The 23,946-nt window shown below is 46.4% G+C and carries 24 protein-coding genes, 1 tRNA gene and 2 pseudogenes; 10 read left to right on the top strand and 17 right to left on the bottom strand.

Annotated elements, in window-relative coordinates:
- Window positions 1-139: 139 nt before the first annotated feature.
- Together RLO19_RS10920 and RLO19_RS10925 are read left to right on the top strand one after the other, a co-directional pair.
- Window positions 140-274, top strand: a pseudogene (locus RLO19_RS10920) (BON domain-containing protein); the annotation flags it as partial.
- Between the two features lie 229 nt (window positions 275-503).
- Window positions 504-1,514 carry an alpha/beta hydrolase family protein gene (locus RLO19_RS10925; RefSeq protein WP_446356306.1) on the top strand — a complete coding sequence of 337 codons (1,011 nt, stop codon included), beginning with the start codon at window positions 504-506 and terminating at the stop codon, window positions 1,512-1,514.
- A gap of 12 nt (window positions 1,515-1,526) precedes the next feature.
- Here the strand turns inward: RLO19_RS10925 and RLO19_RS10930 are convergent, their stop codons facing one another.
- The 4 genes from RLO19_RS10930 to RLO19_RS10945 form a co-directional block, all read right to left on the bottom strand.
- Window positions 1,527-1,946 carry a peptidylprolyl isomerase gene (locus RLO19_RS10930; RefSeq protein ID WP_446356307.1) on the bottom strand — a complete coding sequence of 140 codons (420 nt, stop codon included), beginning with the start codon at window positions 1,944-1,946 and terminating at the stop codon, window positions 1,527-1,529.
- A gap of 28 nt (window positions 1,947-1,974) precedes the next feature.
- Window positions 1,975-2,646: a TenA family transcriptional regulator gene (locus RLO19_RS10935; RefSeq protein WP_446356309.1), complete on the bottom strand. Its 672-nt coding sequence runs from the start codon at window positions 2,644-2,646 to the stop codon at window positions 1,975-1,977.
- Window positions 2,647-2,862: 216 nt separating this feature from the next.
- Window positions 2,863-4,044 carry a M20 family metallopeptidase gene (locus RLO19_RS10940; protein WP_446356310.1) on the bottom strand — a complete coding sequence of 394 codons (1,182 nt, stop codon included), beginning with the start codon at window positions 4,042-4,044 and terminating at the stop codon, window positions 2,863-2,865.
- Window positions 4,045-4,254: 210 nt separating this feature from the next.
- Complete coding sequence (locus RLO19_RS10945; RefSeq protein ID WP_446356311.1) at window positions 4,255-5,484, bottom strand: RNA-guided endonuclease InsQ/TnpB family protein; 1,230 nt, start codon at window positions 5,482-5,484, stop codon at window positions 4,255-4,257.
- 156 nt (window positions 5,485-5,640) lie between these two features.
- Between RLO19_RS10945 and RLO19_RS10950 the strand changes: the two genes are divergently transcribed.
- A complete protein-coding gene (locus tag RLO19_RS10950) occupies window positions 5,641-6,810 on the top strand; it encodes an NAD(P)/FAD-dependent oxidoreductase (protein WP_446356312.1) in 1,170 nt (389 codons plus the stop codon).
- Between the two features lie 80 nt (window positions 6,811-6,890).
- Here the strand turns inward: RLO19_RS10950 and gloA are convergent, their stop codons facing one another.
- Both gloA and RLO19_RS10960 read right to left on the bottom strand, forming a co-directional pair.
- Window positions 6,891-7,322 (bottom strand): lactoylglutathione lyase, encoded by a 432-nt coding sequence (gene gloA, locus RLO19_RS10955; protein WP_446356313.1) that lies wholly within the window; start codon window positions 7,320-7,322, stop codon window positions 6,891-6,893.
- Between the two features lie 261 nt (window positions 7,323-7,583).
- Window positions 7,584-8,210 (bottom strand): Uma2 family endonuclease, encoded by a 627-nt coding sequence (locus RLO19_RS10960; protein ID WP_446356314.1) that lies wholly within the window; start codon window positions 8,208-8,210, stop codon window positions 7,584-7,586.
- A 328-nt stretch (window positions 8,211-8,538) separates the two neighbouring features.
- On the opposite strand from RLO19_RS10960, the gene RLO19_RS10965 reads away from it, so the two are divergent.
- Window positions 8,539-9,225: a phosphoribosyltransferase gene (locus tag RLO19_RS10965; protein ID WP_446356315.1), complete on the top strand. Its 687-nt coding sequence runs from the start codon at window positions 8,539-8,541 to the stop codon at window positions 9,223-9,225.
- A 56-nt stretch (window positions 9,226-9,281) separates the two neighbouring features.
- Window positions 9,282-9,590: a hypothetical protein gene (locus tag RLO19_RS10970; RefSeq protein WP_446356316.1), complete on the top strand. Its 309-nt coding sequence runs from the start codon at window positions 9,282-9,284 to the stop codon at window positions 9,588-9,590.
- Here RLO19_RS10970 and RLO19_RS10975 read toward each other — a convergent pair.
- Window positions 9,587-9,961 carry a VOC family protein gene (locus RLO19_RS10975; RefSeq protein ID WP_446356318.1) on the bottom strand — a complete coding sequence of 125 codons (375 nt, stop codon included), beginning with the start codon at window positions 9,959-9,961 and terminating at the stop codon, window positions 9,587-9,589. The genes RLO19_RS10970 and RLO19_RS10975 overlap by 4 nt on opposite strands.
- A gap of 258 nt (window positions 9,962-10,219) precedes the next feature.
- On the opposite strand from RLO19_RS10975, the gene RLO19_RS10980 reads away from it, so the two are divergent.
- Together RLO19_RS10980 and nblB are read left to right on the top strand one after the other, a co-directional pair.
- On the top strand, window positions 10,220-10,684 hold the full coding sequence (locus tag RLO19_RS10980) for a CBS domain-containing protein (RefSeq protein WP_446356335.1): 465 nt from the start codon (window positions 10,220-10,222) through the stop codon (window positions 10,682-10,684).
- 87 nt (window positions 10,685-10,771) lie between these two features.
- Window positions 10,772-11,437 carry a phycobilisome degradation protein NblB gene (gene nblB, locus RLO19_RS10985; RefSeq protein WP_446356320.1) on the top strand — a complete coding sequence of 222 codons (666 nt, stop codon included), beginning with the start codon at window positions 10,772-10,774 and terminating at the stop codon, window positions 11,435-11,437.
- Between the two features lie 70 nt (window positions 11,438-11,507).
- Here nblB and RLO19_RS10990 read toward each other — a convergent pair whose 3' ends face one another.
- The 4 genes from RLO19_RS10990 to hisF all read right to left on the bottom strand — a co-directional run bounded on the left by RLO19_RS10990 (window position 11,508) and on the right by hisF (window position 13,112).
- Window positions 11,508-11,729, bottom strand: a complete 222-nt coding sequence (locus tag RLO19_RS10990) for a hypothetical protein (protein ID WP_446336636.1) — start codon at window positions 11,727-11,729, stop codon at window positions 11,508-11,510.
- Window positions 11,730-11,841: 112 nt separating this feature from the next.
- Window positions 11,842-11,914, bottom strand: a tRNA-Ala gene (locus RLO19_RS10995).
- A gap of 99 nt (window positions 11,915-12,013) precedes the next feature.
- Window positions 12,014-12,223, bottom strand: coding sequence for a hypothetical protein (locus RLO19_RS11000; protein ID WP_446336635.1), 210 nt, complete (start codon window positions 12,221-12,223; stop codon window positions 12,014-12,016).
- Between the two features lie 118 nt (window positions 12,224-12,341).
- Window positions 12,342-13,112, bottom strand: a complete 771-nt coding sequence (gene hisF, locus RLO19_RS11005; RefSeq protein WP_446356321.1) for an imidazole glycerol phosphate synthase subunit HisF — start codon at window positions 13,110-13,112, stop codon at window positions 12,342-12,344.
- 106 nt (window positions 13,113-13,218) lie between these two features.
- Here hisF and ruvB point away from each other — a divergent pair, with 106 nt between their 5' ends.
- Window positions 13,219-14,313, top strand: a complete 1,095-nt coding sequence (gene ruvB, locus RLO19_RS11010) for a Holliday junction branch migration DNA helicase RuvB (RefSeq protein WP_446356323.1) — start codon at window positions 13,219-13,221, stop codon at window positions 14,311-14,313.
- A gap of 87 nt (window positions 14,314-14,400) precedes the next feature.
- Here the strand turns inward: ruvB and RLO19_RS11015 are convergent, their stop codons facing one another.
- Both RLO19_RS11015 and RLO19_RS11020 read right to left on the bottom strand, forming a co-directional pair.
- Window positions 14,401-14,634 carry a hypothetical protein gene (locus tag RLO19_RS11015; RefSeq protein WP_446356325.1) on the bottom strand — a complete coding sequence of 78 codons (234 nt, stop codon included), beginning with the start codon at window positions 14,632-14,634 and terminating at the stop codon, window positions 14,401-14,403.
- A gap of 830 nt (window positions 14,635-15,464) precedes the next feature.
- A complete protein-coding gene (locus RLO19_RS11020) occupies window positions 15,465-15,866 on the bottom strand; it encodes a fasciclin domain-containing protein (protein WP_446336631.1) in 402 nt (133 codons plus the stop codon).
- Between the two features lie 223 nt (window positions 15,867-16,089).
- Between RLO19_RS11020 and RLO19_RS11025 the strand changes: the two genes are divergently transcribed.
- The gene (locus RLO19_RS11025) at window positions 16,090-16,599 is read left to right on the top strand and encodes a hypothetical protein (RefSeq protein WP_446356327.1); all 510 of its coding nucleotides are present in this window, start codon (window positions 16,090-16,092) and stop codon (window positions 16,597-16,599) included.
- An 84-nt stretch (window positions 16,600-16,683) separates the two neighbouring features.
- Here the strand turns inward: RLO19_RS11025 and RLO19_RS11030 are convergent, their stop codons facing one another.
- The 3 genes and pseudogenes from RLO19_RS11030 to RLO19_RS11040 all read right to left on the bottom strand — a co-directional run bounded on the left by RLO19_RS11030 (window position 16,684) and on the right by RLO19_RS11040 (window position 23,367).
- The gene (locus RLO19_RS11030) at window positions 16,684-17,820 is read right to left on the bottom strand and encodes an RNA-guided endonuclease InsQ/TnpB family protein (RefSeq protein WP_446356328.1); all 1,137 of its coding nucleotides are present in this window, start codon (window positions 17,818-17,820) and stop codon (window positions 16,684-16,686) included.
- Window positions 17,821-17,836: 16 nt separating this feature from the next.
- A pseudogene (locus RLO19_RS11035) lies at window positions 17,837-18,442 on the bottom strand (IS607 family transposase).
- Window positions 18,443-18,597: 155 nt separating this feature from the next.
- Window positions 18,598-23,367, bottom strand: coding sequence for a hypothetical protein (locus RLO19_RS11040; protein ID WP_446356330.1), 4,770 nt, complete (start codon window positions 23,365-23,367; stop codon window positions 18,598-18,600).
- A gap of 39 nt (window positions 23,368-23,406) precedes the next feature.
- On the opposite strand from RLO19_RS11040, the gene RLO19_RS11045 reads away from it, so the two are divergent.
- Entirely contained in the window at window positions 23,407-23,574 is a 168-nt protein-coding gene (locus RLO19_RS11045; RefSeq protein ID WP_446356332.1) for a hypothetical protein, read from the top strand.
- A 45-nt stretch (window positions 23,575-23,619) separates the two neighbouring features.
- Here RLO19_RS11045 and RLO19_RS11050 read toward each other — a convergent pair whose 3' ends face one another.
- Entirely contained in the window at window positions 23,620-23,754 is a 135-nt protein-coding gene (locus RLO19_RS11050) for a plasmid mobilization protein (RefSeq protein ID WP_446356334.1), read from the bottom strand.
- Between the last annotated feature and the right edge of the window lie 192 nt (window positions 23,755-23,946).

Raw genomic sequence — 23,946 nt, forward strand, 5'->3', positions numbered from 1 at the left:
TAGCACTAAAAATACTGTTGGGCGAACAGAAATTAACGCTCAGGGAGAGAAGAACCTCTGCTCAAAGTAAGGAAACTTAGTTTGGGTAAGTTCACTCATTGAACTGAGAATCCCTCGCTTTTAGCGATGGGAGCGTCAAGTAGCACAAACGAGTACCACTGTGGTTTTGAAGGGTAAGGTTCCTGATCAGGCGATTTTGGACAAAATGGTGAAGGTTGCCAGAGGGGTCAATGGCGCAAAAGCTGTTGATACGACTCAAGTGACAGTGGGTTAACCTGTTAGCTGTATTAGGCTAGAGTTCCTCTGACGATTATCTATCGACTAATAAGGCATTAGGTTAAACCTAATGCCTATTTAAATTATTTAAGCGTTTCACCGTAGGGGCGCACCGACGTGCGCCCGATTTAAACGCCCCGTGCGCCCGATTTAAAGCTATCAGAAACACTTGACAATGGACTCAATTTTTCCGACAGTCTTAAAATAATCCGAAAATCTCACAGACAATGAGTTCTTTATCCACGAACAAACGATCATCCTTGACCCTAGTCGGGACATTATTGATTGCTTTAGGACTAGGAGAACCAACCTGGGCAACCTTTAGCGCCGAACCTTTATTCGATACCGTTAATACTTATCAAACAACGATCAAAACCAATGGTGATCCCGCCGATATTTATTTCCCTATTCCCTCAAATTATAACACCAACACCAATCAATTTCCTATCGCCCTACTGTTACAAGGAGCATTAGTAGATAAAGCCGATTACTCCAACTTCGCCAGTACCGTCGCCAGTTATGGATTTGTCGTGGTTGTCCCCAATCATGAACGCACTGTAACCAATCCTAGAACCGGAGAACCCGTCACTGGGTTTATTGCCGAACAGCAGCAAGTCAATGATGTTCTTTCTTATATAAAAGAAGAAAACGCTAATCCGGATTCACCGATTGCTGGTATTGTTAATACCAATAAACTAGGATTACTCGGACATTCGTTTGGCGGGTTTGTCGGATTAGCCGTTATCCAAAACATCTGCGCTCCCAACGTTTGCGTAGACAAATTTACCCAACCTCCCGAATTAATGGCTGGTATTTTCTATGGTACAAACTTTAAAGATCCCCCCGAAACAGGTTCATTTCCTCCGATTAATAATCAAAGGATTCCTACCGCTTTAATCGCTGGAAGTCAAGACACAATTGCCGATTTAGTTGAAGTCACAGCCACTTACAATCAGATTCAAGATCCACCCAAAGCTTTAGTGATTGTCAAAGGGGCTAACCATTATGGTATTACCAATAAAGATAATCCCGTTCGCGATCCCGTCAGACCTTTATTAGACCAGGATGTAGCCACAGAAACGATTGCGCGGTGGAGTGCCTTATTTTTGCGATCGCATCTGCTCAATGATACCGCCGCCTTTGACTATCTGTACAACAGTGGGGATGATCAGGATGAAAATGTCATCGTGATTCACCCAATCAAACCCCTTGCTGAATCGGCTTTGCCCTCCAACTAAATGAGCAGGCAATTACTGTTCAATCTTCACCGAAAGAATTTTATCGCCTTTTTGAATAGCATTGACAACATCCATATCCTCTGTCTTGCCAAAAACAGTATGGATTCCATCTAAATGGGGTTGAGGCGAGTGGCAAATAAAAAATTGACTCCCACCAGTATTCCGACCCGCATGTGCCATGGATAATGACCCAGCTAAATGCTTATTGGGGTTAATTTCACATTTGATCGTATAGCCAGGACCCCCCGTGCCCGTTCCCATAGGACAGCCTCCTTGAATCATAAAATTGGGAATAACGCGATGAAAATTCAATCCGTCATAGAAACCTTTTTCACTGAGATCAACAAAGTTTTTTACCGTATTCGGAGCATCTTTCTCGAATAAATCCAGATGAATTGTACCTTTTTCCGTTTCCATAATGGCGCGGGTCATACTTTTTTCCTTGCGTGTGATATCATGATTAGGGGTCATTGAACACTGGGGAATGGGTTCCATTATTCGGCACGACCGTTCCAGCATTAAACGCCATTTGCCAAAACTCTGCTTCTAATTGAGCGATTTGCAAAAAGGCAGACTCGGCTTGCTGTTGAATCGATTCTGATGCCTCTGGCAATACCTGATTCGCTTGTTTTTCCAACAAAGTGACATACTCAGTAAATCCGGTATTCCCCCAGCGTTGTGCAAATTCATTGTAAGGCTCACTCATCTGACCTGGCAATTGCCAGCCCTGATTATATGCCAATTCAATCGCCCAAAAAGCAGTAACTTGGACGGGATAAGGCATATCCCAAAGCGTTTGCATGAAGTGACAGTATTGGTTACAGGCGGGTTGTTTTTGAGTATTTAAATTTAATGATCGCTCCATCGCCTTTTCCCGAAACCAAGCCAGTTCATCTTTGATGGCACTTGCCCCACTCAATAGAGTATCAAAATGTGCGGTAGGGGCGGCGGCTAAGACTCGCCCGATCAGGCGGGTAAATTCTAGCACAAATAAATAATCTTGCACTAGCCAGGTGTTAAATTGTTCGGGTTTAATTGTGCCTAATTTACACTGTTCGAGAAATGGATGTATGGTGGCTTTATGCCAGACATGATTGTGTTTTTGTAAAAGTTGTTGACAAGTTAAAGTCATAACCTTATTCTCCCACTTAGTCGGGGCGGGTTTAGTCGCATCTGGGTGAATAATACACGATAGTAGTAAAATCCGCCCCTACAACCGATAAATTATTCCACTGGGTTGGGGCGGGTTTAGTCGCATCTGGGTGAATAATACACGATAGTAGTAAAACCCGCCCCTACAAACCATGCCATACGCGAAGTGAAGGGTCAAAATTCAAAACTCCCTTAACTACAAAACAGACTGTTGCCAATATCGGTAGACAGCATAAGCCAGCGTAACCACACCCGTAATAATCGCCGATTCATTCACTTCAAATTGGGGGTGATGTAAGGGATAATTGGGTTTATCCTTAAACCCGACGCCGAGGCGGAACATCGTACCGGGAGCATGTTCTAGATACATGGCAAAATCTTCCGCCCCCATCGAGGATTCGGGTAAAATTTGCACTCGCTCACTTCCCCAGGCTTCTTTGGCAGATGCTTCTAAGAGTTGAGTCAAAGCTAAGTCATTTTGCACCGAAGGCACACCTCGGCGATAATTTACCTCACAGCGAGCGCCATACATCTGGCAGACACTTGCCACAATTGACTCAATCCATTCTGGCAGATTCGCATGAGTTTCGGGGTGGAGCGATCGCACGGTTCCGGCTAAGTGGACTTGATCCGCGATTACATTCGGAGCGCGTCCACCATTAATCTGTCCAATTGTCAAGACTATCGGACGTAAAGGATTCTGAGTGCGGCTAATCGCTTGCTGTAGAGTAGTAATCACCTGAGCCGCAATCCAAATCGCATCCACGGCTTCATGGGGACGGGCACCATGACCCGATTCCCCCATAATAAAGATTTCCAAGTCATCCGCCGCTGCCGTCAGTGCGCCATAACGCACACCAATAGAACCCCCTGGAATCGACGGGAACACATGAACCCCAAAAATGGCACTGACATCATTCATCGCCCCATCTTGCACCATCCAGTTAGCACCTTGGGCAATTTCCTCAGCCGGTTGAAACAAAAAGCGCACATTTCCCGGTAATTCTGCGCCTAATCCGGACAACACCATCGCCGTACCTAAACCAACAGTGGTGTGAACATCATGACCACAGGCGTGCATTATCCCCATCTTACGCGAGGCAAATTCCAGAGCGGTGGCTTCGGTAATCGGTAACGCATCCATATCCGTGCGAATGGCAACTAGGCGTTCATCAGTACCCCCAACTAACTCACCAATCACGCCAGTTTTGCCAATCCCTTCTTGAACAACAATGCCACAGGAGGAAAGCACACCTGCGACATACGCCGCTGTTTGGTATTCTTGACCACTCAATTCCGGATGAGCATGGAAGTGGCGGCGAATTTCAATCAGACGTGGTGCAAGCTCTTGGGCTAGGTCTTTGATTCGGCTAAGCATAAACTCAATCAGAGAGGTCTTACTATATAAGCTGTTCTATTCCATCATCCAAACATCTGAAAAATAATGCAGCCATCGGTCGTTATAGATTACCTTAACTAAGACGTTAATCCCAATCACAATGGGAGTGGTAGGGTGGGCAATGCCCACCTACAGATGGAGACTGTGCTTGACATCCTCCCCGGCGTAAACGCACAGGGATTCCCGCCATCACTGACGAGGCTTCCTCTTTCCGCGACTCGGCTTACCTTGAGGAGTCTCCTCACCAAGGCAGAGGTCGATGTCTCCAGAGGCGTGACTTCCCGTGCGCCCCACGGTACGCAATGCTAATTCGAGGATGTTGATGGCGGCGTTCCAGTCTCTGTCAATGACAAACCTGCAATGAGGGCAGCAATGCGTTCTCATCGACAGAGACTTGTGCACTTTCTCTCCACAGTTTGAGCAGTTCTGGCTAGTGTACTGGGGAGGGACAGCGACTGTCGCCACTCCAAACACCTTGCCGAAATACTCCACCCACTGACGGAAAGTTGACCATGCAGCATCAGAGATGGACTTGGCGAGTTTATGGTTTTTCACCATATTCGACACCAACAAGTCCAGCCTTCGGCAAGCCGCTGGCGCGTCTACATAGGCTACCAAGTCGCTAGACTGGACTACGCATCTCGCCAACTTGACGGCGAAATCTTTACGTTGCCTACTTACCTTGAGGTGCTTTCTCCCTAACCGATTTTGAGCCTTCTTTCGGTTATTGGAACGTTGGCGTGTCTTAGCCAGCCGACGTTGAAGACGCTTGAGGGCTTTCTCTGACTTTCTCAGATGTCTGGGATTCTCCACCGTTTGACCATCAGAATCGGTGTAGAAATGATTCAGTCCAACATCAAGCCCAATAGTCTTCCCTGTCGGTTCCCGTTTCTCCAAACGTTCCTGAGCCAGACAAAACTGAACGTAGTATCCGTCGGCACGACGAACGACTCTCACCCGTTTAATCTGCTTCAACTGATAGAAATGCAAGTCACGAGTTCCCCACATCTTGAAGCTCCCCGCCTTAAATCCATCAGTGAAGGTGATAGTTCTTCTATCATCTGATAGATTCCATCCTGAAGTTTTGTACTCGACCGAATCGCGAGTTTTATACTTCTTGAATTTGGGAAACCCTTTGTTGCCTGGAATATTCTTTTTACAGTTGTCGTAGAAACGGGCAATTGCTGACCAGGCTCGTTCCGCAGATGCTTGACGAGCCATTGAGTTGAGTTTCTTAGCCCAAGGAAACTCTTTGGCTATAACAGCACAATATGCGCTCAGTTCATACCTTCCAATTCCCTTGTTATCCATCCAGTATCGCAGGCAACTGTTACGAACAAACCTAGCTGTACGAATGGCTTCGTCTAGCCGTTCATACTGCTCCTTGGTTCCTTCTAACTTTGCCTCGAATACCAACATATTACGCTCAGTTACTTGACGTAATCATACCACAGTTTTTGAAGCCGTCCTATAAGGACGGGGCTTTAAACCCAATTTCTCCGGTAAATCCTGATTACCTTAACTAAGGCGTTAATCCCAATCACAATGGGAGATGTGGAGAATGAGCAAAAAACCATGAAAACCTACGATTGGATTGTTGTTGGTGGGGGTATTTCGGGGGCAGCACTCGCCTATGAACTTACCCAGGCAGGATTAACGGTTCTGTTGGTCGATTCGGACACAGCAATTCAAGGCGCGACTCGGTACAGTTATGGCGGTTTAGCCTATTGGTCAGGGAAATCAGACCTGACGAGAGTGCTATGCGCCCAGGGAATCGAACGTCACCGTCATTTATCAGCAGAATTAGACCATGATACCCAGTTTCGGGAATTGGATTTAGTTTTGACTATTTCTGCTGACCAAAACCCCGAAACAATGGCGGCGGCTTATGCAAATTTTGCCATTGTGCCAAAATTACTCTCAGTCGAGGAGGCTTGTGAGTTAGAACCCCTACTCAATCCTAATGCGATCGCGGGCGTTCTTACGGTTCGTCATGGTCATATTCATCCGGAACACCTCACCCAAGGCTATCGCCAAGCCTTTTGTCGCGCTGGGGGTGAACAGCAGATTGCTCAAGTGGTGGAACTTCTGCGCCAAGGGGATAGGGTTCAGGGGGTGAAAACCTCGGATAATCAAACCTATCATGCTGCCAATACGGTTATTTGTGCCGGGGGATTTAGCCGCGCCTTACTTAAAGCAGCAGGGATTCAGGTGCGCGTCTACTTCACCCACGCGGAGATGGTTGAAACACCAACGGTTGACCTAAAATTGCGAACATTAGTCATGCCGGCAAACACCCAACGCTTTCAACTTGAAGCTCAAGCTAGCGCTGCGGAGGTAGAACCCTTTTGGGATGAACCGGCTTACGAACCCGTGCCACCGATTTTAGATGCTGGGGCGATTCAGTTTCTAGATGGTAGTTTACGGATGGGTCAAATTAGTCGTGTTCTGACTCAACCTTTTGCAGAGGTAAACTCAGCCGCTAGTGAGTATGCCATTCGCACTCAGGTAGGGAATGTCCTACCTGCTTTAGCTAGCCTACCAGGAACTTGGCATCACTGTTTAGTGGCGTTTGGTGGTAATAATTTACCTGTGGTGGGAGCAATTCAGGGCGTAGAGGGTGTCTATATTTTCTCTGGATTTACCAACCCTCTGGTATTTGTACCACCCTTAGCCCAACGCTTTGCTCAATGGGTTATGGGGAAGGAGGATCAAATTATTACTCAATTGGCACGGAATTTCTAGGGAACGGGGAACAGGGAACAGGGAACAGGGAACAGGAAACAGGGGGATGTAGAGACGTAGCATGCTACGTCTCTACATTGTTAATGACTAGCCGATGTAGCTTTTTCTTGAGGTTTGGCTGAGCCTTGAGTCCCCAATTGTATTAACTCAATCTTATAGCCAGTCGGGTCTTGGACAAAAGCGATGACAGTAGAACCATGTTTCATTGGACCAGGTTCCCGCACGACTTTACCGCCACGCTCCTTAATTTGCTCACAGGTGCCGTAAATATCATCAACGCCAATCGCAATGTGACCATAGGCATCACCTAACTCGTATTGGTCAACACCCCAGTTGTAGGTTAGTTCTAACACGGTATGGTCAGACTCATCACCATATCCGACAAAGGCTAAGGTAAATTTCCCGCCGGGATAGTCCTTTTTCCGCAATAGTTTCATTCCCAACACGTCACAGTAGAATTTGAGTGACTCATCCAAGTCACCGACGCGCAGCATTGTATGTAGCATTCGCATAGCTGATTAAAGACTCCTTAGGTTTATTCATGTTTCTTTGCTTTTCATTCTATCGAGGCGGTGAGGCGGTGCAACAGTAATATTGCTTGGTTAAGGAAAGCTGGGGAAGCTAGCTTGGAAAATTATTATCTAATGTGTTCGCGATCGCGTCAATACTCACGTTTCCGAGAAACTCTGTCTTTGCCTAGATTACGCCCGCTCCAACATTGGGCGATGAGGCTTCAGTTGTCAATCTCTATACAATCATTAAAATCTCTATTTTTATAATGACTGACCTACTTGAAAAATTCGTTCTGCCCTGAGATTAAGCCCAGAGAAAGTAGGGTAAATAATTACATTATCCCCTCGAAATTGAGTCACTTGATACTCCCCCTCAACCAGTTGATAAACCGATACCGTCGGTTGTTTCGGACTCCCTAGAAAATTGCGTCCCCCCAGCGCAGCATAATCAACAATCCAATATTCAAAAATACCCATTTCTTCGTAATCTGCTCTCTTTTTAAAATAATCGTCGCGCCAGTTGGTGCTGACAACTTCAACAATGAGTTTGACAGATTGAGCATTTTCAATGATAGATTCTTTTTGCCAACGGGGTTCTGCGATGATTGCGTCTTGGTCTAAGACAATAATATCAGGCTCATACCCCGATTTTCCATTGCTAGATTTAACAATAGATTCTCTAGGAATTGTCCAACTTCCCCGCTTCCCCATCTGGACAATGGTAAGAATCAACTCTTCTATTAAAAAGCCTGTTACGTTAGAGTGTGTGCCAGTGGGTTTTGGCATTTCGACAATTACCCCATCGTGGAGTTCGTAGCGTTTGCCTGTATTAGGATACCACGCAATAAACTCTTCAAAGGTAACAGTTTTGGTCAAAAATTGAACCATAGACTTGTTTTGGGGGAGTTCTTCTAATCATTTTTAACCGATAGGGTGCAGGAAGACCCCTATTTTAGGGTAGCGGATTAGAGGACTTCACATCATCTGGTCTAACATCTCAACCTAAGTTGCGACTTATGACCTTATGTTAAGAAGAATGGTATTGACTGGTATGCTGGTGGGCAGTGCCCACCCTACGGTATATCAAGGGTGGAGGCAATCCCCAAAGGCAGAAGGCGAGCGTGCCATTGATGTTAAGAATCATGCTTGATTGACCTGAAACCATGACCAAAATCAGGCATGATTAGGGCAGGTCTGTTAAATGCTGGAGGAACCTATGTCATCGGCTCCGCTATTTAGCGATCGCGCTCATGCCGGTGAGGAGCTTTCTCAAGCTCTGCTCACCCAAATTACTGAACTGGAAACGACCACGGGTGATACTGTATCACCCGTGGTGTATGCACTCCCCCGTGGCGGTATTCCTGTCGCCGTACCTGTTGCTCGTCGATTAAATTGTCCTCTGGATATCGTGGTGGCTAAAAAAATTACCACCCCCCAAAATCCAGAATTAGCCATTGGCGCTGTCACCTCAGAAGGACAAGTTTTGTGGGCGCAACAACGGCTATGGAGAAGACTTCAGTCTAGTTTGCGAAACACCGCCCTGCGTCATGCTCAAGATAAAGCTCAAGCTCAGCTTGCTGAATTTGCCAAAGGTTGTCCTCAGGTTAACCCCCAAGGAATGTTAGCCCTTTTGGTGGATGATGGAATTGCTACGGGGATGACTATGGTTGCAGCGACTCAAGCGTTGAAAGAGCATCATCCTCACCAGATCTGGATTTGTACACCCGTCGCACCAGCCGGATTGATCAAGTGGCTCAGTCGTTTTTGCGATCGCTTAGTTATCCTGGAAACACCGGATGACTTTCTCAGTGTCAGCCGTTTCTATGGGGAATTTCCGCAGGTCAACACAGATGAGGCGCTGACTTATTTACAAAAGTACAATCATCTTCCCCACCAACAGTAGCCAAATTAGTTGCCCTGAATTATCTTAACCAATAGTTCTCGCTGATGAGTTTTTTCATGAGACATTTACAATTCTGTTGGCGCACATTGGTGCTTTCCACGCAGCAAAATCCACCGGAGTCAATCGAACATTTGATGGTATTGTTAACCTTGGCGTTAGGCTTAAATTGGGTCTTTCAACCTGACTGGCAATACCTTGTCCTCAGTTCTAGCTTCGCTATTGGTGCAGCAGCCTCCATGTGGGTTAGGGAAGCCATTGTACCGTCACCTCGTCCACGTATGGTTATGATCGTCGCGATTACGGTTTTACTTCTCTATAGCGTCTATGCCTTTGCCAATGTTGCTTATGATGTGGCGATCACTTAAGGCTGAGGCTGGTGTAAAATTAAGCGATTGCCATTGGGGTCATAAGCGTAGATTTCCCGCCCGTGGGAGGCGACGATGATTTCGCCCGGTGGGGGATATCCCAGGTTGCACAATTGTGCGATCGCGGCGTCTAAGTCATCGACATCTAAACACAAGCTCAATCCACTTTTCTCAGACTGCTCAAATTCCTGTCGATGGTTATCCCTGGGTTTAAATAGTCCGAGTCGCAATCCAGGGAGATGAAACTCGGCATAGTTGTTGGGAATATGACAATGGGGAGATTCGGCAAGTAATTGACTATAAAACTCAACCAGTGGCTCGATATTCGCAGCCGCTATGGTAACCAAAGCCCTATGCAAGTGAAATTTCATCTGAACAATAATAAAATATTTCAGGAAGTCTGATTATGTTTAAATTTTCAAATAAAAACCAGCTTATCCCCCAAGAATAATTTATAACTCCTTATTGAATATTGACATAAAAATGTTTTTATGCATAAAAGATGCTCTTCCAGTTCAGATCATTGAGCTCGTGTCCTAAACAGAGAAATTGCCGCGCAATTGATCCCCGCACTTGCCTAAAACCCTAAAATAGGATGAGTAATTCCTTTGAAAACACTAAGCCTGAATATGCCCAAAACCGTTGCCGAAGTGATGAGCCGTGACCCGATCACGGTTACCCCCCAAACGCCGATTAAAGAGGCGATGAAAATTCTTGCCCAACGACGTATAAGTGGTTTGCTGGTGGTCAATGATACAGGCAAATTGGTGGGCATTATTTCAGAAACAGATTTGTTGTGGCAACAGACAGGAGTAGAACCCCCTGTCTACATCGTATTTCTCGACAGTGTGATTTATCTAGAAAACCCAGCCCGGTACGAAGAAGAACTGCACAAGGCACTAGGGCAAACCGTTGGAGAAGTCATGACTCACGAACCTGTGGTTGTCAAGCCAGATCAACCCTTACGCAAAGCCGCCAAACTAATGCAGGACAAATCCCTGCGCCGTTTAGCGGTGACTGACAACCAGGGGAAAGTAATTGGTGTCCTCACGGCGGGAGATATTGTGCGGGCAATGATTGCGGAATTGGAATAGTCATAAACCCACCGCCTAAAACTGTGGGTTTATAGTAGAGTGCCACGATTCAAGATAAATCACTGATCAATAATAAATACATTACAAATGACTGTTTCTCGTGAGTCTGTTCAACAGTTGCTAAATTCCGAGGACTTTGGCAACCGCCTAAGTGGGGTAAATCTACTACGTCAGCTAGAACCATCGATAGCTTATGAATTAGTCCAGCCTATTGTGACTGACGCTAATGCTCGGGTTCGGTACGCCGCCGTTAGCCAACTGGATACCCTTGGAGCTCAGGATTTATCACTCACCTTGACCATGTTACGCGATCGCCTCTTGAATGACTCGGAACCGGATGTCCAAGCTGCAGCCGCTGACGCTTTAGGCGCCCTGAAAATGACCGAGGCGTTTGATGAGATGCAACAGTTATATCACCAATCATCGGAATGGTTATTGCAGTTTAGTATTGTTGCGGCATTAGGTGAACTGGGTGAGTCCCGTGCTTTTCCCCTCTTAGAAGAAGCACTCTCCTCCGAAACCAGCTTGATTCAAACCGCTGCGATTAGTTCCTTGGGAGAACTAGGTGATCCCCGTGCTGTACCATTATTAATTCCCTTTGCCACCGATCCTGACTGGCAAGTGCGTTACCGAGTCGCCCAGGCGCTCAAGCCCTTCGATAGTTCAGAGGCTAGAGCCGCCTTAGAAGCCTTAGCCAATGACTCGGTTGAGCAAGTGGCTCAGGAAGCCAAACGAAATTTAGAATCATTTTAGCCAGTTTGAGGTTGAGCGTTTTTTTTGGGTGTCATGAAGCGTTGATGCTAGATAAACACCCAACATCGCTTTATTCGACAACTTTCACGAGTCCACGATGCACACCATAGATCAACCGCATTAAGATAGCTTCATCATTATTTGTGAAAGAATTGTCCCAAGGAGCTGTCATCAATTCACGCCAGTCAGACAAACTGATCTGACCCTTACACATAATGTCAGCAAATATCGGTGCCAAACAGCATCGGCTCAAGGTTTGTTCGTCTAGAGGAGCTTGTTCAGTGGCATTCATGATTGTGGTTGTTGGGTTGACTTTCAAAGAATGAACAGATCAATTCTACTCACTCATGATCACTCATCCCGCGATCGCGTCACCAAAACCGTAATTATCTAGTTGCAGTTAATGGAGCTAAGCGGATTCGAACCGCTGACCCCCTCAATGCCATTGAGGTGCTCTACCAGCTGAGCTATAGCCCCGTGAAGCATCTTCTATCATGCCTTGATTTTATCGCTTCGTCAAGTCTTATTAAATTATTGCCTCGTGAGAGATTATCGAGTTATGAAACAATAGCATCCCTAAAACGAACCTGACACTGCCGCAATGCGACTCAAGTAGCCCAAATAGCTGTCCATCAAAAAATATACCACTAACATGGCGGCGGCTGACATCGCCACCAAGGTGCCAGCCAGCATCAAGGAAAACTCTCGTGTATCAAACGCCTGTTGCATTAAGTGCAGTGACCAAGCGACTAAAGCAATATCAAATATTAAAATAGCAATCAACATAATTTACGAAATGTAACATCGAATCTATTCTAGCAGTCGTCTATGTAGCTGCAAACGATCCAATTGTGTGATATAAGTCACAAGAGTTAAGAGCAGATCAGCCGGGATTTGAGAAACCTTAGATCATCCTGACAGGAACCTGATGGTGCTGCAAATGGTGCTTAATTTCCGATACGGTGAGTTGTCCGTAATGCAGTAAAGAGGCTAAGAGGGCGGCTTCGGCTTTCCCCTGGGTTAGGGCTTGATAAATGTGATCGCAAGTTCCAGCACCACCGGAGGCAATTACCGGAATTTGTACCTGTTCAGCAATGGTGCGGGTTAGCTCTAAGTCATACCCCGCTTGAGTCCCATCAGCATCCATGCTGGTTACCAACAGTTCTCCAGCGCCACGTCGCTCGACTTCTTTTGCCCAGGCGATCGCATCAACTCCTGTATTTTCTCGTCCGCCACGCACGAAAACATCCCAACCCGGATGACTGGGATCTACGCGGCGACGGGCGTCAATCGCCACGACAATACATTGATTGCCAAAGCGATCGCTGGCTTGATTGATAAAATCTGGATTGCGGACAGCCGCCGAGTTAATACTGATTTTATCGGCACCAGCCCTTAACAATAATTTAACAGTTTCTAAGGATTGGATACCGCCGCCGACGGTTAAGGGAATAAAAACCTGTTCTGCGGTACGGTAGACAACATCAATAATAATATCGCGGTCTTCATGAGTAGCAGTGATATCCAAAAACACCAGTTCATCAGCACCGGCTTGGTTGTAAGCTTGTGCCAATTCCACTGGATCACCAGCATCTTGCAAATTTACAAAGTTGACGCCCTTGACCACCCGCCCAGCCTTTACATCCAGGCAAGGTAAGATTCGTTTAGCTAGCATGTCAGATGTCTTACGCTGTGTGATGGAATAATACTTACTCTCTTAACTAATCTAAACCTTTTGTGCCTGAGTGTCTCGGTTGCAGATGAAATGATAGGCTTAAATCATGGCTATAACGTCCTTTAGACAATCTCAAGAACCTGACCCACAACCCCCATCCCGTCAGAAAAAAAAGGGTCGCCGTAAGGAACGCCAGCAAGAGTTGGAAACAGACTTGTTACTGGCTACGGCGATAGCCGAGGAAACGGAGAACCAAGAGGAAGGGATTCGTCCCCACCGGCTAGCCGACTATATCGGGCAAAAAGAACTCAAAGACCTCTTAGAAATTGCGATCGCGGCGGCGAAGGCGCGAAATGAATCATTAGACCATTTGCTCTTGTACGGACCGCCGGGATTGGGGAAAACCACGATGTCGCTAATTTTGGCGACAGAGATGGGGACAAATTGCAAAATTACGGCGGCTCCGGCTTTGGAACGCCCCCGAGATATTGTGGGGATTTTAGTGAATCTTAAACCGGGGGATATTTTATTTATCGATGAAATTCATCGCCTCTCGCGCATGAGTGAGGAACTGTTGTATCCGGCGATGGAGGATTATCGTTTGGATATTACCATTGGCAAAGGGCAATCGGCGCGAACCCGGAGTATTCCCTTACCCCAGTTTACCCTAGTTGGCGCTACGACAAGGGTGGGATCACTCACCTCCCCCTTGCGCGATCGCTTCGGTTTGATCCAGCGTCTGCGGTTCTACGAACCCGATGAATTGAGCTTAATTGTGCAACGAACCGCCCAGTTATTACAAGCGCCGGTGAGTGAAGAAGGGGCGGTAGAAATTGCCCGTCGTTCTCGGGGAACTCCCCGCATTGCCAATCGTTTACTCAGGCGAGTACGAGATTATGCTCAGGTGAAAAAGATGGACGTAATTAACCAGGATGTCGCCGCCGAAGCCCTGGAAGTATTCAATGTCGATCCGGCGGGGTTGGATTGGACAGATCGCCTAGTGTTAAGTGTGATGATTGAACAATTCCAGGGAGGACCTGTGGGCTTAGAAGCCGTAGCCGCCGCAACTGGAGAAGACGCTCAAACCATTGAGGAAGTGTATGAGCCGTATTTATTACAGATTGGGTACTTACATCGAACCCCTCGTGGTCGTGTTGCTACAGACGCGGCTCGTAAGCATTTAGGATATTGGCAAGATTGACACCGGGCTAGCTACATCGTTCATAGCAAGGGGTTGATGATTAGAGCCTGAGAGACATGAACTATGAACGATGAATCATCTCCATGGTTAACCGTGCATGGCTCGATGCTTCAACTCCTCGTGCGCTCTAGAGGGGAGCGATTCAAGTTTTTTGGGCGCTCTTCCATTTTCACGGGGAGCCTCAACCTTTGCCCAGTTCTCCTGAATGTAGTTTAGATCGTCCGCCGAAGCCACGTAGCTTTCAACATAGCCGCAATTGACACAAACATACGTATCCAGTGCAGCATAGCGAGCGCTAGAGTTGCCTAATCCTAGGGTCATCGTATTCAGTGCTGGAAACTTTCGGTTTTTGTTGCTTCTAACCTGATACGATCCACAGGAGCTGCATTGACCATTCTTCATTGTCATGACTGCTTCAACCTTACAAGTTGGCTTTCCTTTTGACTTCATTAGGGAAACGGTACAATCCGGATGACTGTTAACGTTTGTTTTCATTTAGTTTGTATATAATCAGCGCCTGCAAGAGATGGGATAGAGAGGATTGGATTGAGGGAAACCTTTGGGGAAGTTGCACCTGATATTCATTTACCAGGATTCCCTAAACCCTCGCCTATCTCAACATTTTGGCTCGCGATCGCGCTGCACATTGTAGATGACTTTTTCCCAATACCCGTTTTCAGCAACAACCGGGATGGTTTCTCCTGATCTGATCGAATCGGCGATTAGCTAGCAACCAATCTCTTCCCAATATAAACAGCCGCTGACGCCGTTCTGTTCGAGCTTGGTTAAATTAGTTGGGCTGCTGATGGCTGCTATTCATTATACTTTGCCTCCCCCTCTTTCATCATTTCGTCAATGAAACTTGGGGTTAGTCTAGCCCACAGAATTCTGGTGTGAGTGTTTTTGTAATTAAACAGGCGGCTGCCCAAATAGAATCTTTCTCAATACCTTCTGACGTTTCCAAAGTTACAACCGATCACCAATATGAAATGGTAGCAAAATTAACAGATTAACATAGTCAATTGAATACTGCCAACCTGAAATTTATATCTGATATCATTAAATTAACAACCTGTAGGGGCGACCCGTTTGCATCAATTAACAACACCAGTCCACTTGGGTTCGCTCAGGTCGCCCTAGTGATGGTGAATTTACCCCATAAGAATTACCGTGTCAATGACATGGATAATACCATTATCCGCTTCGATATCAGGAGCAACAACTGTCGCATTTTTGACTTCAAAACTATCAGAACAGTCAATTCGGATTGACGAACCCTCAACAGAGGTTACTGAATCGACATTAGCTAAATCAGCTTGAGTCAATTTACCAGAAACGACATGATACTTCAGAATTCGCGTCAGCTGGGGAATATTTTGGAGCAAGGTTTGTATGGTTCCCGGTGGTAACTTAGCAAAAGCGGCGTCATTAGGTGCAAAAACCGTAAAAGGACCAGGACTTTTGAGAGTATCCACTAAACCAGCCGCTTGCACAGCGGCTACTAGGGTTTGGAACGAATCCGCGCTAACGGCGATATCTACAATATCAGGCATTGATTTCAACTCATCCTCTGCAAAATAATCTATTCCCGGATTTTGACATTCTCCCATATACCGGTGTAGGGGCGGGTTTTACTACTCAGTAGGTTGGTGGAAATAAACCCAACTCGATTAAGTTTTCTGAATTTCCTTGATCTGCTCGCGTTTCAAGAAGAACCGTGGCAAGTCAGGTAGTCGCACGGTAAAATCAGCGACATCAGTACTGAGGAGTCCGGATATGGGAAATTTTATTGGCATCAGTGTAACCCTTGCTACAGCAGTACTCGCGAGTCTTGGGTTTACCCCCACGTCAGCATTGGCTCAAGCCGCTTATGGTAGTTATGTCGGGGCTGGTGGTACTTTCGGTATTGAAGAAGATAGTCGCGGTGAAGGGCGGCAATTTGGGGGAGTGTTGGCGGTACGGTACAAACTCTTAGAACTTCCTGTCTCTCTGCGAGCGCAAGCCCTGATTGGTGCAGGTACGGCGGTGGTGCCAACCATTTCTTATGACTTTCCCCTCAACTGGCAAACGGATGTTTATCTGGGGGCGGGTGCGGCGTTTGCTAGCGGTGATACGCCCTCACCGGTGGGAGATAAAACCAGCTTTGCTTTGCAACCGGGTATTGATTATGTTGTTCCTGGCGGTAGTACGGTGCTTTTTGGTAATGCGATTATTGCTTTTGATGCCTATCGTCAGGGAGGCGGCACGGCGGTTTCGGTGCAGGGTGGCGTAGGATTGAGATTTTAACTAGACACGGCAAGTCATCTCGCCGCTAACCCTCCCCAAGGCGACGGGGAGGGAACTCAAAGGGATTTCACTGTGCTGACGGTGTTACGCTGTACAACCCTTGACAAACGGGGCATACGCGATAGCGATGCTTTGACTATTAATAGCTAAAGCAAAGGAGCCGTCCCTCAAAGCCCGGATCATAATGTTCCGAGCGCCGCCCCAATCTCTGTCATGTTCATGACTACAGTTGGGGCATTTAAATGTTTTAGAGCCGCCTAGCTTGTTGTGATTGAATCCACATTTTGTACAAGTTTTTGAGGTGTACGATTCATTGACATCAATCACCACAACACCACGCTTGTTTGCCGATTGTTTAAGATGGCACTCAAAACGGTAGTGTCCCCAAGTCAACATTTGTCTAGCTGTTTTTGTATGCAGCTTGCGTTTGGACTTAACCACCATTTTAGATGTCTCAAACGTAGGCAGAAGGATGACTTTGTATTGACGGGTTAGGTAGTTGGCTACTTGTTTGTGGCATTCGTCAACTAAATTGCGGATTCTGATTCTCAGCCTTGTGGCTGCTCTTTTGTAAGAGCGCTTTTGTTTTCTGCTAGCTAGAGCTGCACGTCCCATGAGTTTGTCAAGGTGAGAACACAATCTTTGGATGCGTCCAATGTCTGCCTTACCAAACTCGACAAATGAGTCTCCATCATAGCCAGTCAAAAACGTTCGCACACCCGGATCGAGCGCGATTACCTTGTCGAGAATTCTCGGTTCAATCTCTTCGATTACCGGAATACAAGCAAACCATCTTTTTCTATCTCTGACAAGTTGCGTGGCAAACTCCACTTGCTCTGGTATTGGTTCAGATGCTTTAAAGCTTAAGCCCTTAGTCAAAGACGGAAACCATGTTTTTCTCTTGAAATTTACCTTGTGAAATTTGATGGCTTGAGACAATTGACGACAGCTTCTCAAGCTGGCTTCACCTCCTGCAGATGTTGCTTGCCACCAAGCGTCCCAAGCGTCAAAGATTGCGTTTTCTTTAGGATGAGATGGTGCTGAGGCTACCCAGTCCGGCAAGCTTAACCCATTTACATAATCCCTTAAAGAATATGCACTAGTTATTTTTTCACCGTCTTTTAAAGCGGCGATCGCTTTATTGTATACATACCGCGCCGCCGCTAACCAAGACTTCCATTTCTTCTGCAATTCGGGTTCCGGATACACCCTAATTTTCAACGTTTTGTTTGGCTTTCTACCCTTTTTCTGGTGTCTGGATTTCTGCTTGTAGCTCTTGCTTGATTTGGTTTTCGATTCTTCGGATGGAGTAGAGACGACTTGAAAAGCTGTGGAGAATTGCGACGATATCTTGTACCAATTCGGCGTGGGGAGAGAGACTAACTTGGTTGAGAACCACGATTTTGCACTCAAACTGTTCCCATATCCATTCGATGATATCAAAGCCGAATCTTGCCAGTCTGTCTTTGTGGGCAACCACAATAGTCTCGATATCGCCTCGCAGAACTCGTCCCAAAAGGGTGAGGAGTCCTTTCCTCCTAAGATTGAGTCCTCCTGCCACTTCCTTAACAATTTCAGCGCCAGGGTAGAGTGCTGATAGTCGTTCAACTTGTCGATCAAGGTCTGCTCTTTGTGGTCTTGTCGAAACGCGAGCATAGATAACAGTGGTGCGTCATCCTGTTGGCGAGGATTCTTTTTTGATGAAGGTTTCGAGATCGTAGCGCCTTTGACCCGACGGCGTTGTGACCGTTTTAATTTTTCCAAGTTGTTCCCATCTTCTGGGGGTTCGCAGACAAACCCCCAGAGTGTTAGCTGCTTCATTAGGTTTTACATACTTTGCCATGGTAATTAGCCTAGCTCAGTATGTATTAATTGTCCAGCTTTGTTAAGTGAATTAGCGATTAGAGGCATAGCGATCGCGTCGTTTGTAGTAGCCACGTTTGTAGTAGCCACTAAAGTGGCTTCAGATGTTCTATTTCCCAGCACGAAGCGTGCTGACTACGAACAGATCGCAATCCGATTCTGACATCCCTGAATCTCCAATTCCAGTCGCGGTTCTGGCTGATTACAGAATAGAACACCACGATAGCCACTTGCAACCAGCGTAAAGGATAACTGCTGACTCCCCCCGGCTTCCACCGTCGCGTCTCCTAAATTCACCTGACATTTTGTCCAATCCACACGCACATCTCGATGAGAGAGAATATCTGTAACTAACACTTGATGGGTTGATTTCATCACCTTAATCGCCAAGTGACGCACCGTAAATCCTATCACCCCCTTTTCAAACTCCTCCACTCTTATTTCAGGGGGTAATCCCGTAATAGTAAGTTGCTCAGTTTTAGGGGATTGGGAAAGTGTTGAGTGTGTAGGGGCGGGTTTAGGAACTTGCTTTTCGTTATTGATAGTAACCTTTGTGCAAAACCCGCCCTGACTAGGTTTTGAGTTAGCTCCCTTTTCTCTCAAAGGACGTTCTATTGGCGCTAATGGGGGAACTACAGAGATAGCATCTGGATTAATTACCCACTCCTGCGCTTTTTTAATCAAATTAGACTGCAATTTTGCCGCTTTCCTCAGCTTTCCTTGATTCGTCACATAATCAACCTGTTTTTTCTTCGTCCCTATCCAACGTTCCCGGGCAAATTGACGCTGTTGTTGGTTAGTGTCGTTGACAAATTCCTCGTAAAATGATAATGTTTCAACCAGTAATCCAACTTTTTCCAGGGCAATTCCTATCTGTGGCATCAAGAGGTAGTCTTGCCAGTCTGGAGTAGATAAAACCCGCTCTTTCATAAATTGTTCATAGTGTTGGCGTTGGTTTTTGCTCAAGTTTTGGGGGATTAATCCTGAACCTGCCAATTCATAAACAATGTCGAAATTAAACGCGGCTTTTTCCTCGGTTGAACCGATGACATTAGGCAAATCGGTATTGAACAATTCGAGGGCGTCTTGCCAGCATTTCTGGTGGAAGAAATAGCGGAACAGTAGCCGTAGTAGCTTGATTTTGATCCCATCCTGACTAGCGAGTCGAAAACAGTCTTTGACTTTGGCTAAATCATCTAACCCCACATAAACCACACAGGCTTGTTGGTATTCCTGCTTCATTTCCAACCCTTGGGCGACATAGCGCAGCCATCTGCGATCGCGCGGTTTGCCAGCTTGCCGCCATTGGTGGATAATCTGATCAGCATCGCCTGCTTGTGCCAAATACCCTAATCCGTCTGGCATACCGACAGTAAAGGCTTTCGCCCGATGGTATTCTGGGAGTTGAGTTGCATTACTTTCGTCCCAATACTGTATCGCTTGAGCATAATTTTGGGCGCGATAAAAACAGGTTCCCGCTTGCACCTTTAGTTCTGGATAACCCGCTGAGGCTAAGATAGCTAGAACTTCGCCAAACTGCTGCCATTGTGATAAGGGTATTGAGGAATCGTGGGGAATTATTTCAATTCGATGGGCATATTCCTTAATTCCTTGCTGCCATTGTTTTTGCTGATTAACCTGTTGATTCCCCTGAATAACCCATGATTCATGACTGATAATATACCGAGTAAAATTATCCAGCGCTGCTAAATCATCAGGTGGTGTCACCATAAACCGCGCCAGGATGCACTCAGACGCTGATTGATGTTGGGGGTGCGAATCATACCAAGCGACTAATTCTGACCAGCACAGCCCCTGCCAGAAGCAATCCCACGCCTGATCCGATTCCCCCAACTCCAGGAAACAATGACCCGCGTCTCGATACTGCCTCTCAAACTTCAGCGCCCAAGCCTGACAAGAGTTGGCTTGAGTGATATCCCCTAAATCCCAATAGAATTGTTTGGCTCGGCGTAGTAAACTAGGATTTTGTCCATGTAATCCTTTAAGCTGAAATTCTTGCGCGATCGCACCCGGGTCATTTTCACGCATCGTCTCTACCATATTTGGCATACCCGGTGCTAGGGTTTTCACCTTATCTTGCCAACGGCTTTTGTGTTTAGCATGTCCTAACATTGCCTGTAACAAGGCTTCATCACTGGCATAGTTCCACAGTTGGCGGTTTCCAGTTTCTGAATCGACGATAAATAAATAATCCGTTGCTCGACTAGCCGCGACATAGAGTTTATTGAAAAAGTATTCTACCTTTACTTTTTGGTCAACGCCTTGGAGATTCCAGACATTATCGCTACACTCTTCACCAAATTTATACAATATCACCCGTTTAAATTCCAATCCCTTGGCAGAAATGGCGCTTAAAACATTTTTTAACGGTTCTGGGGATTGGGGATTGGTGATTGGTGATTGGGGATTGGGGCGCGAATGCTTCGCTTCTACGAATTCATGGGGATTGGGCGAAGCATTCGCGTTGAGATGTGAATAGAAAACCGATAGATTTGGGCGCGAATGCTTCGCTTCTACGAATTCATGGGGATTGGGCGAAGCATTCGCGTTGAGATGTGAATAGAAAACCGATAGATTTGGGCGCGAATGCTTCGCCCCTACGAATTCATCCCCGGTTCCCGGTTCCTGATAATTTAACTGGGGAAAAATTTGAGACAAGACTTCATCAGCTTGGGCATAAGCGAGTTCTTCCCCTTCCTCACAGGGAACAATGATAATCGTGTCTTTAATATAGGGGATTAATTCCTCAGCACTAATAGTTTGATTGAGGATAAAGGTTTGGGGTTCAGGGAAATTACCCGGATGCCATGGGGTTTGAGGTTGGAGTTCTCTAATGTCAAAGAGAACGTGACGCCAAAGCTGAATTAAGTTGGTGAATTGAACAATAGACAGACTTGATCGATAATTATAGGACAAGTCCTGAAAATTAACGGTCAACTTTAATTGATCAGCCGGATCAAGGGCGGTAATCACTTCGGCATTAAAAGCGGCTTGGGTGCTAGACCAATGGAATCCGGTTGGATTTAAGGTTTGAAAGGGATCACCAGCAAAGGCAAAGGGTAAGCTAAGAATGGGTTGGTATCCCAAATGGTATTGGGAAAACAGAGACAGCCGCATAATTAGCTGTAACTCCAGGCGGGTAAAGTCTTGGGCTTCATCGCAGAAGATGGCGGTATAGTCGGAATGATAACACTTCAATTCCAAGACTCTGGCAATTAAATCTTGGTCATCCCAGTAATCTAGTTCCGTGGTTAGATGCTTATACCAGTGTTGCCAAATGGTCTTATAGATTCCCTGGAATTTCTCCACATCAATCGTGCGTTCTTTCCGGGGAACTTCCTCCTGATAGTCTTCCGGCGTCATGTAGTCTGATTGACCATATCCTTTAATAAAACTGCGGATAATGTGCCAACAAATTTCTGGGGAATAGTGGCGGGATTCGGGAAGATGCAGGATCAGTTTGGCAAGGGCGGGTTCGGGATGGGTTCCCTGATACAATTGTTTGAATCGATGGAAGGAGATATAGTATTCAGGATTAAACCGTTTTCGTTCCTGGGGTGGAAGTAAGCTTAACAGGAATTTACCGAAGGGTTGAAAGGCGCGATCGCAGTTGGGGATGTCATCGCCGGGACTGCGTTCAGCGACAAAGCGGTGGTGGGAACGTAGGAGTCGGTTGACCCCATCTCTGGCAATTTCTAGTAGCCGTTCATTGTAGGTGAGAAACAGGGGTTGACCCGGAAGCGGTTCGAGACGGCGATGTCCTTGGGGGGTATAGTGTTTACGGTAGCAGTAGTCGGCAAATAGATAAATCAGCATCGTGGACTTCCCACTACCCGCCCGCCCATTAATGAATAGGGGGAGTGAATCGGTTTGGGGGGTAGCGCCAGACACCGATTGGAGAATTTCCTCTTCTTCTGGGGAAAGGGCGAGATTTGCCTCTCTACCCCGTTCAATCGCCAACCAACTTTCCTCATCGGCTAATAGGTACGCCGGATAGGAACGACGGGCGAAGGGGGTTAATTCATGGATGGTTTGGGGTTGGGATAAATGGTTGGATGTGTTTTCACCATTGAATAGGGTGGTGCGCTGTCCCACTTCCCTAATCTCGGCGCTGGAAGGGGGGTGATCAAAGGCGGCGATGAGAAACAGTACACCCCGAACACTCCCATCAGTGGTTTCAATTTGGCTGTAGAGGACGTAACAATTGTTTTCCCCCCACAAGTTGACATTTTCTGGAAGCTGGGGTTGCTCAGGGGAAATGATTAGGGTGTCGGCGAAGCTATCGGTTTGGATGACACCACTGTGACTATTGCCATTTCCTATAGATGTCGCTGTATGGGTATTAATCTGGGAAATAATCTGATAGTAGGTTTTCCACGCCTGTTGCAGTTTAACGGTGGTGAATTGTCTCACCCATTCTTCGCTTTCATAGATCATCCAATCGTCCGGGACAATATCTCGTTCCCATCCTGGTGGCTCCAGCCAAGGACGCAAGGTTTCTGGGAGTTCGGGTAAGGGTTCAACTGAGGGTTGCTCAGATTTGGCTTGGGTGAGCCAATCGCGAATCTGTTGTCGGTCAAGTTGGGGTTCCCAATGGATCTGACCATAATGAATGGGGGCTTCGAGAAACTGTTCATAGTCGTGATCGCCCCGTTTAAAGATATCAATAAAGCACAACAGTTGCTGATTATCCAGATGCAGGATACGACCAATCAGTCGGCGGTTAAGGATGCGGCGCTTCAGGTAAGGATAAACCCGCTCAAACCGGGATTGCACTTGATCGAGTCGTTGAGTTTGCAGTTGGGTACATAGATCATTGATGCGATCGCCAATTCCATAGCGTTCTGCTTTCTCATTAAACTCACAGGTGCGATAGATGTACATTCAATAGTTCCCGTTCTTGTGCTATGTAAAACTCCTACAATGGACGACATAATCGGACATTGGGTAGAGTCGATGCCCCTATCGCTCAATTCGGGTGCTTCTACTGTTGTGCCATCGCGCTCATGTGGCAGAGGTGTTCACTCCCAAGCCGATACCAACTTAGGTCATCCCCTTATAGCAAGCGCCGTAAAACCCACATCCTTTTAGGTGTGGGATATGAGGCGGGTCATCGGAGGGACGTAGATGACCAAATTACAAAGGTGATCTTAAACGAGCTATCAAGCTTGTGATCAACTCAGACTTGCTCATTCCCCGCCTGGTAGCCTCTTCCTTTAGTTGTCGCATTTCATCCTTAGTTAATCTGATATCTAGTCTTTCTGTTTTCATCGGTACACACAATTGACCACGCACGTATCTACTATATATAATATATAATGAAAAAAGCACATTGAGAGGTCGATTCAATGCTAGTTCTTGAATACAAAATCAAAGCAAAACCGCAGCAATACAAGGCTATCGATGAAGCCATCAGGACGGTGCAATTTATCCGTAACAAAGCAATTCGTTATTGGATAGACG

The sequence above is a fragment of the Coleofasciculus sp. G2-EDA-02 genome (assembly GCF_040226375.1).
Taxonomy (GTDB): Bacteria; Cyanobacteriota; Cyanobacteriia; order Cyanobacteriales; family Coleofasciculaceae; genus Coleofasciculus.

Coding starts and splice junctions, on each gene's coding strand:
- RLO19_RS10925 (WP_446356306.1), top strand. CDS start 504: ATGAGTTCTTTATCCACGAACAAACGATCATCCTTGACCCTAGTCGGG.
- RLO19_RS10930 (WP_446356307.1), bottom strand. CDS start 1,946: ATGACCCGCGCCATTATGGAAACGGAAAAAGGTACAATTCATCTGGAT.
- RLO19_RS10935 (WP_446356309.1), bottom strand. CDS start 2,646: ATGACTTTAACTTGTCAACAACTTTTACAAAAACACAATCATGTCTGG.
- RLO19_RS10940 (WP_446356310.1), bottom strand. CDS start 4,044: ATGCTTAGCCGAATCAAAGACCTAGCCCAAGAGCTTGCACCACGTCTG.
- RLO19_RS10945 (WP_446356311.1), bottom strand. CDS start 5,484: ATGTTGGTATTCGAGGCAAAGTTAGAAGGAACCAAGGAGCAGTATGAA.
- RLO19_RS10950 (WP_446356312.1), top strand. CDS start 5,641: ATGAAAACCTACGATTGGATTGTTGTTGGTGGGGGTATTTCGGGGGCA.
- gloA (WP_446356313.1), bottom strand. CDS start 7,322: ATGCGAATGCTACATACAATGCTGCGCGTCGGTGACTTGGATGAGTCA.
- RLO19_RS10960 (WP_446356314.1), bottom strand. CDS start 8,210: ATGGTTCAATTTTTGACCAAAACTGTTACCTTTGAAGAGTTTATTGCG.
- RLO19_RS10965 (WP_446356315.1), top strand. CDS start 8,539: ATGTCATCGGCTCCGCTATTTAGCGATCGCGCTCATGCCGGTGAGGAG.
- RLO19_RS10970 (WP_446356316.1), top strand. CDS start 9,282: ATGAGACATTTACAATTCTGTTGGCGCACATTGGTGCTTTCCACGCAG.
- RLO19_RS10975 (WP_446356318.1), bottom strand. CDS start 9,961: ATGAAATTTCACTTGCATAGGGCTTTGGTTACCATAGCGGCTGCGAAT.
- RLO19_RS10980 (WP_446356335.1), top strand. CDS start 10,220: ATGCCCAAAACCGTTGCCGAAGTGATGAGCCGTGACCCGATCACGGTT.
- nblB (WP_446356320.1), top strand. CDS start 10,772: ATGACTGTTTCTCGTGAGTCTGTTCAACAGTTGCTAAATTCCGAGGAC.
- RLO19_RS10990 (WP_446336636.1), bottom strand. CDS start 11,729: ATGAATGCCACTGAACAAGCTCCTCTAGACGAACAAACCTTGAGCCGA.
- RLO19_RS11000 (WP_446336635.1), bottom strand. CDS start 12,223: ATGTTGATTGCTATTTTAATATTTGATATTGCTTTAGTCGCTTGGTCA.
- hisF (WP_446356321.1), bottom strand. CDS start 13,112: ATGCTAGCTAAACGAATCTTACCTTGCCTGGATGTAAAGGCTGGGCGG.
- ruvB (WP_446356323.1), top strand. CDS start 13,219: ATGGCTATAACGTCCTTTAGACAATCTCAAGAACCTGACCCACAACCC.
- RLO19_RS11015 (WP_446356325.1), bottom strand. CDS start 14,634: ATGACCCTAGGATTAGGCAACTCTAGCGCTCGCTATGCTGCACTGGAT.
- RLO19_RS11020 (WP_446336631.1), bottom strand. CDS start 15,866: ATGCCTGATATTGTAGATATCGCCGTTAGCGCGGATTCGTTCCAAACC.
- RLO19_RS11025 (WP_446356327.1), top strand. CDS start 16,090: ATGGGAAATTTTATTGGCATCAGTGTAACCCTTGCTACAGCAGTACTC.
- RLO19_RS11040 (WP_446356330.1), bottom strand. CDS start 23,367: ATGTACATCTATCGCACCTGTGAGTTTAATGAGAAAGCAGAACGCTAT.
- RLO19_RS11045 (WP_446356332.1), top strand. CDS start 23,407: ATGGACGACATAATCGGACATTGGGTAGAGTCGATGCCCCTATCGCTC.
- RLO19_RS11050 (WP_446356334.1), bottom strand. CDS start 23,754: ATGAAAACAGAAAGACTAGATATCAGATTAACTAAGGATGAAATGCGA.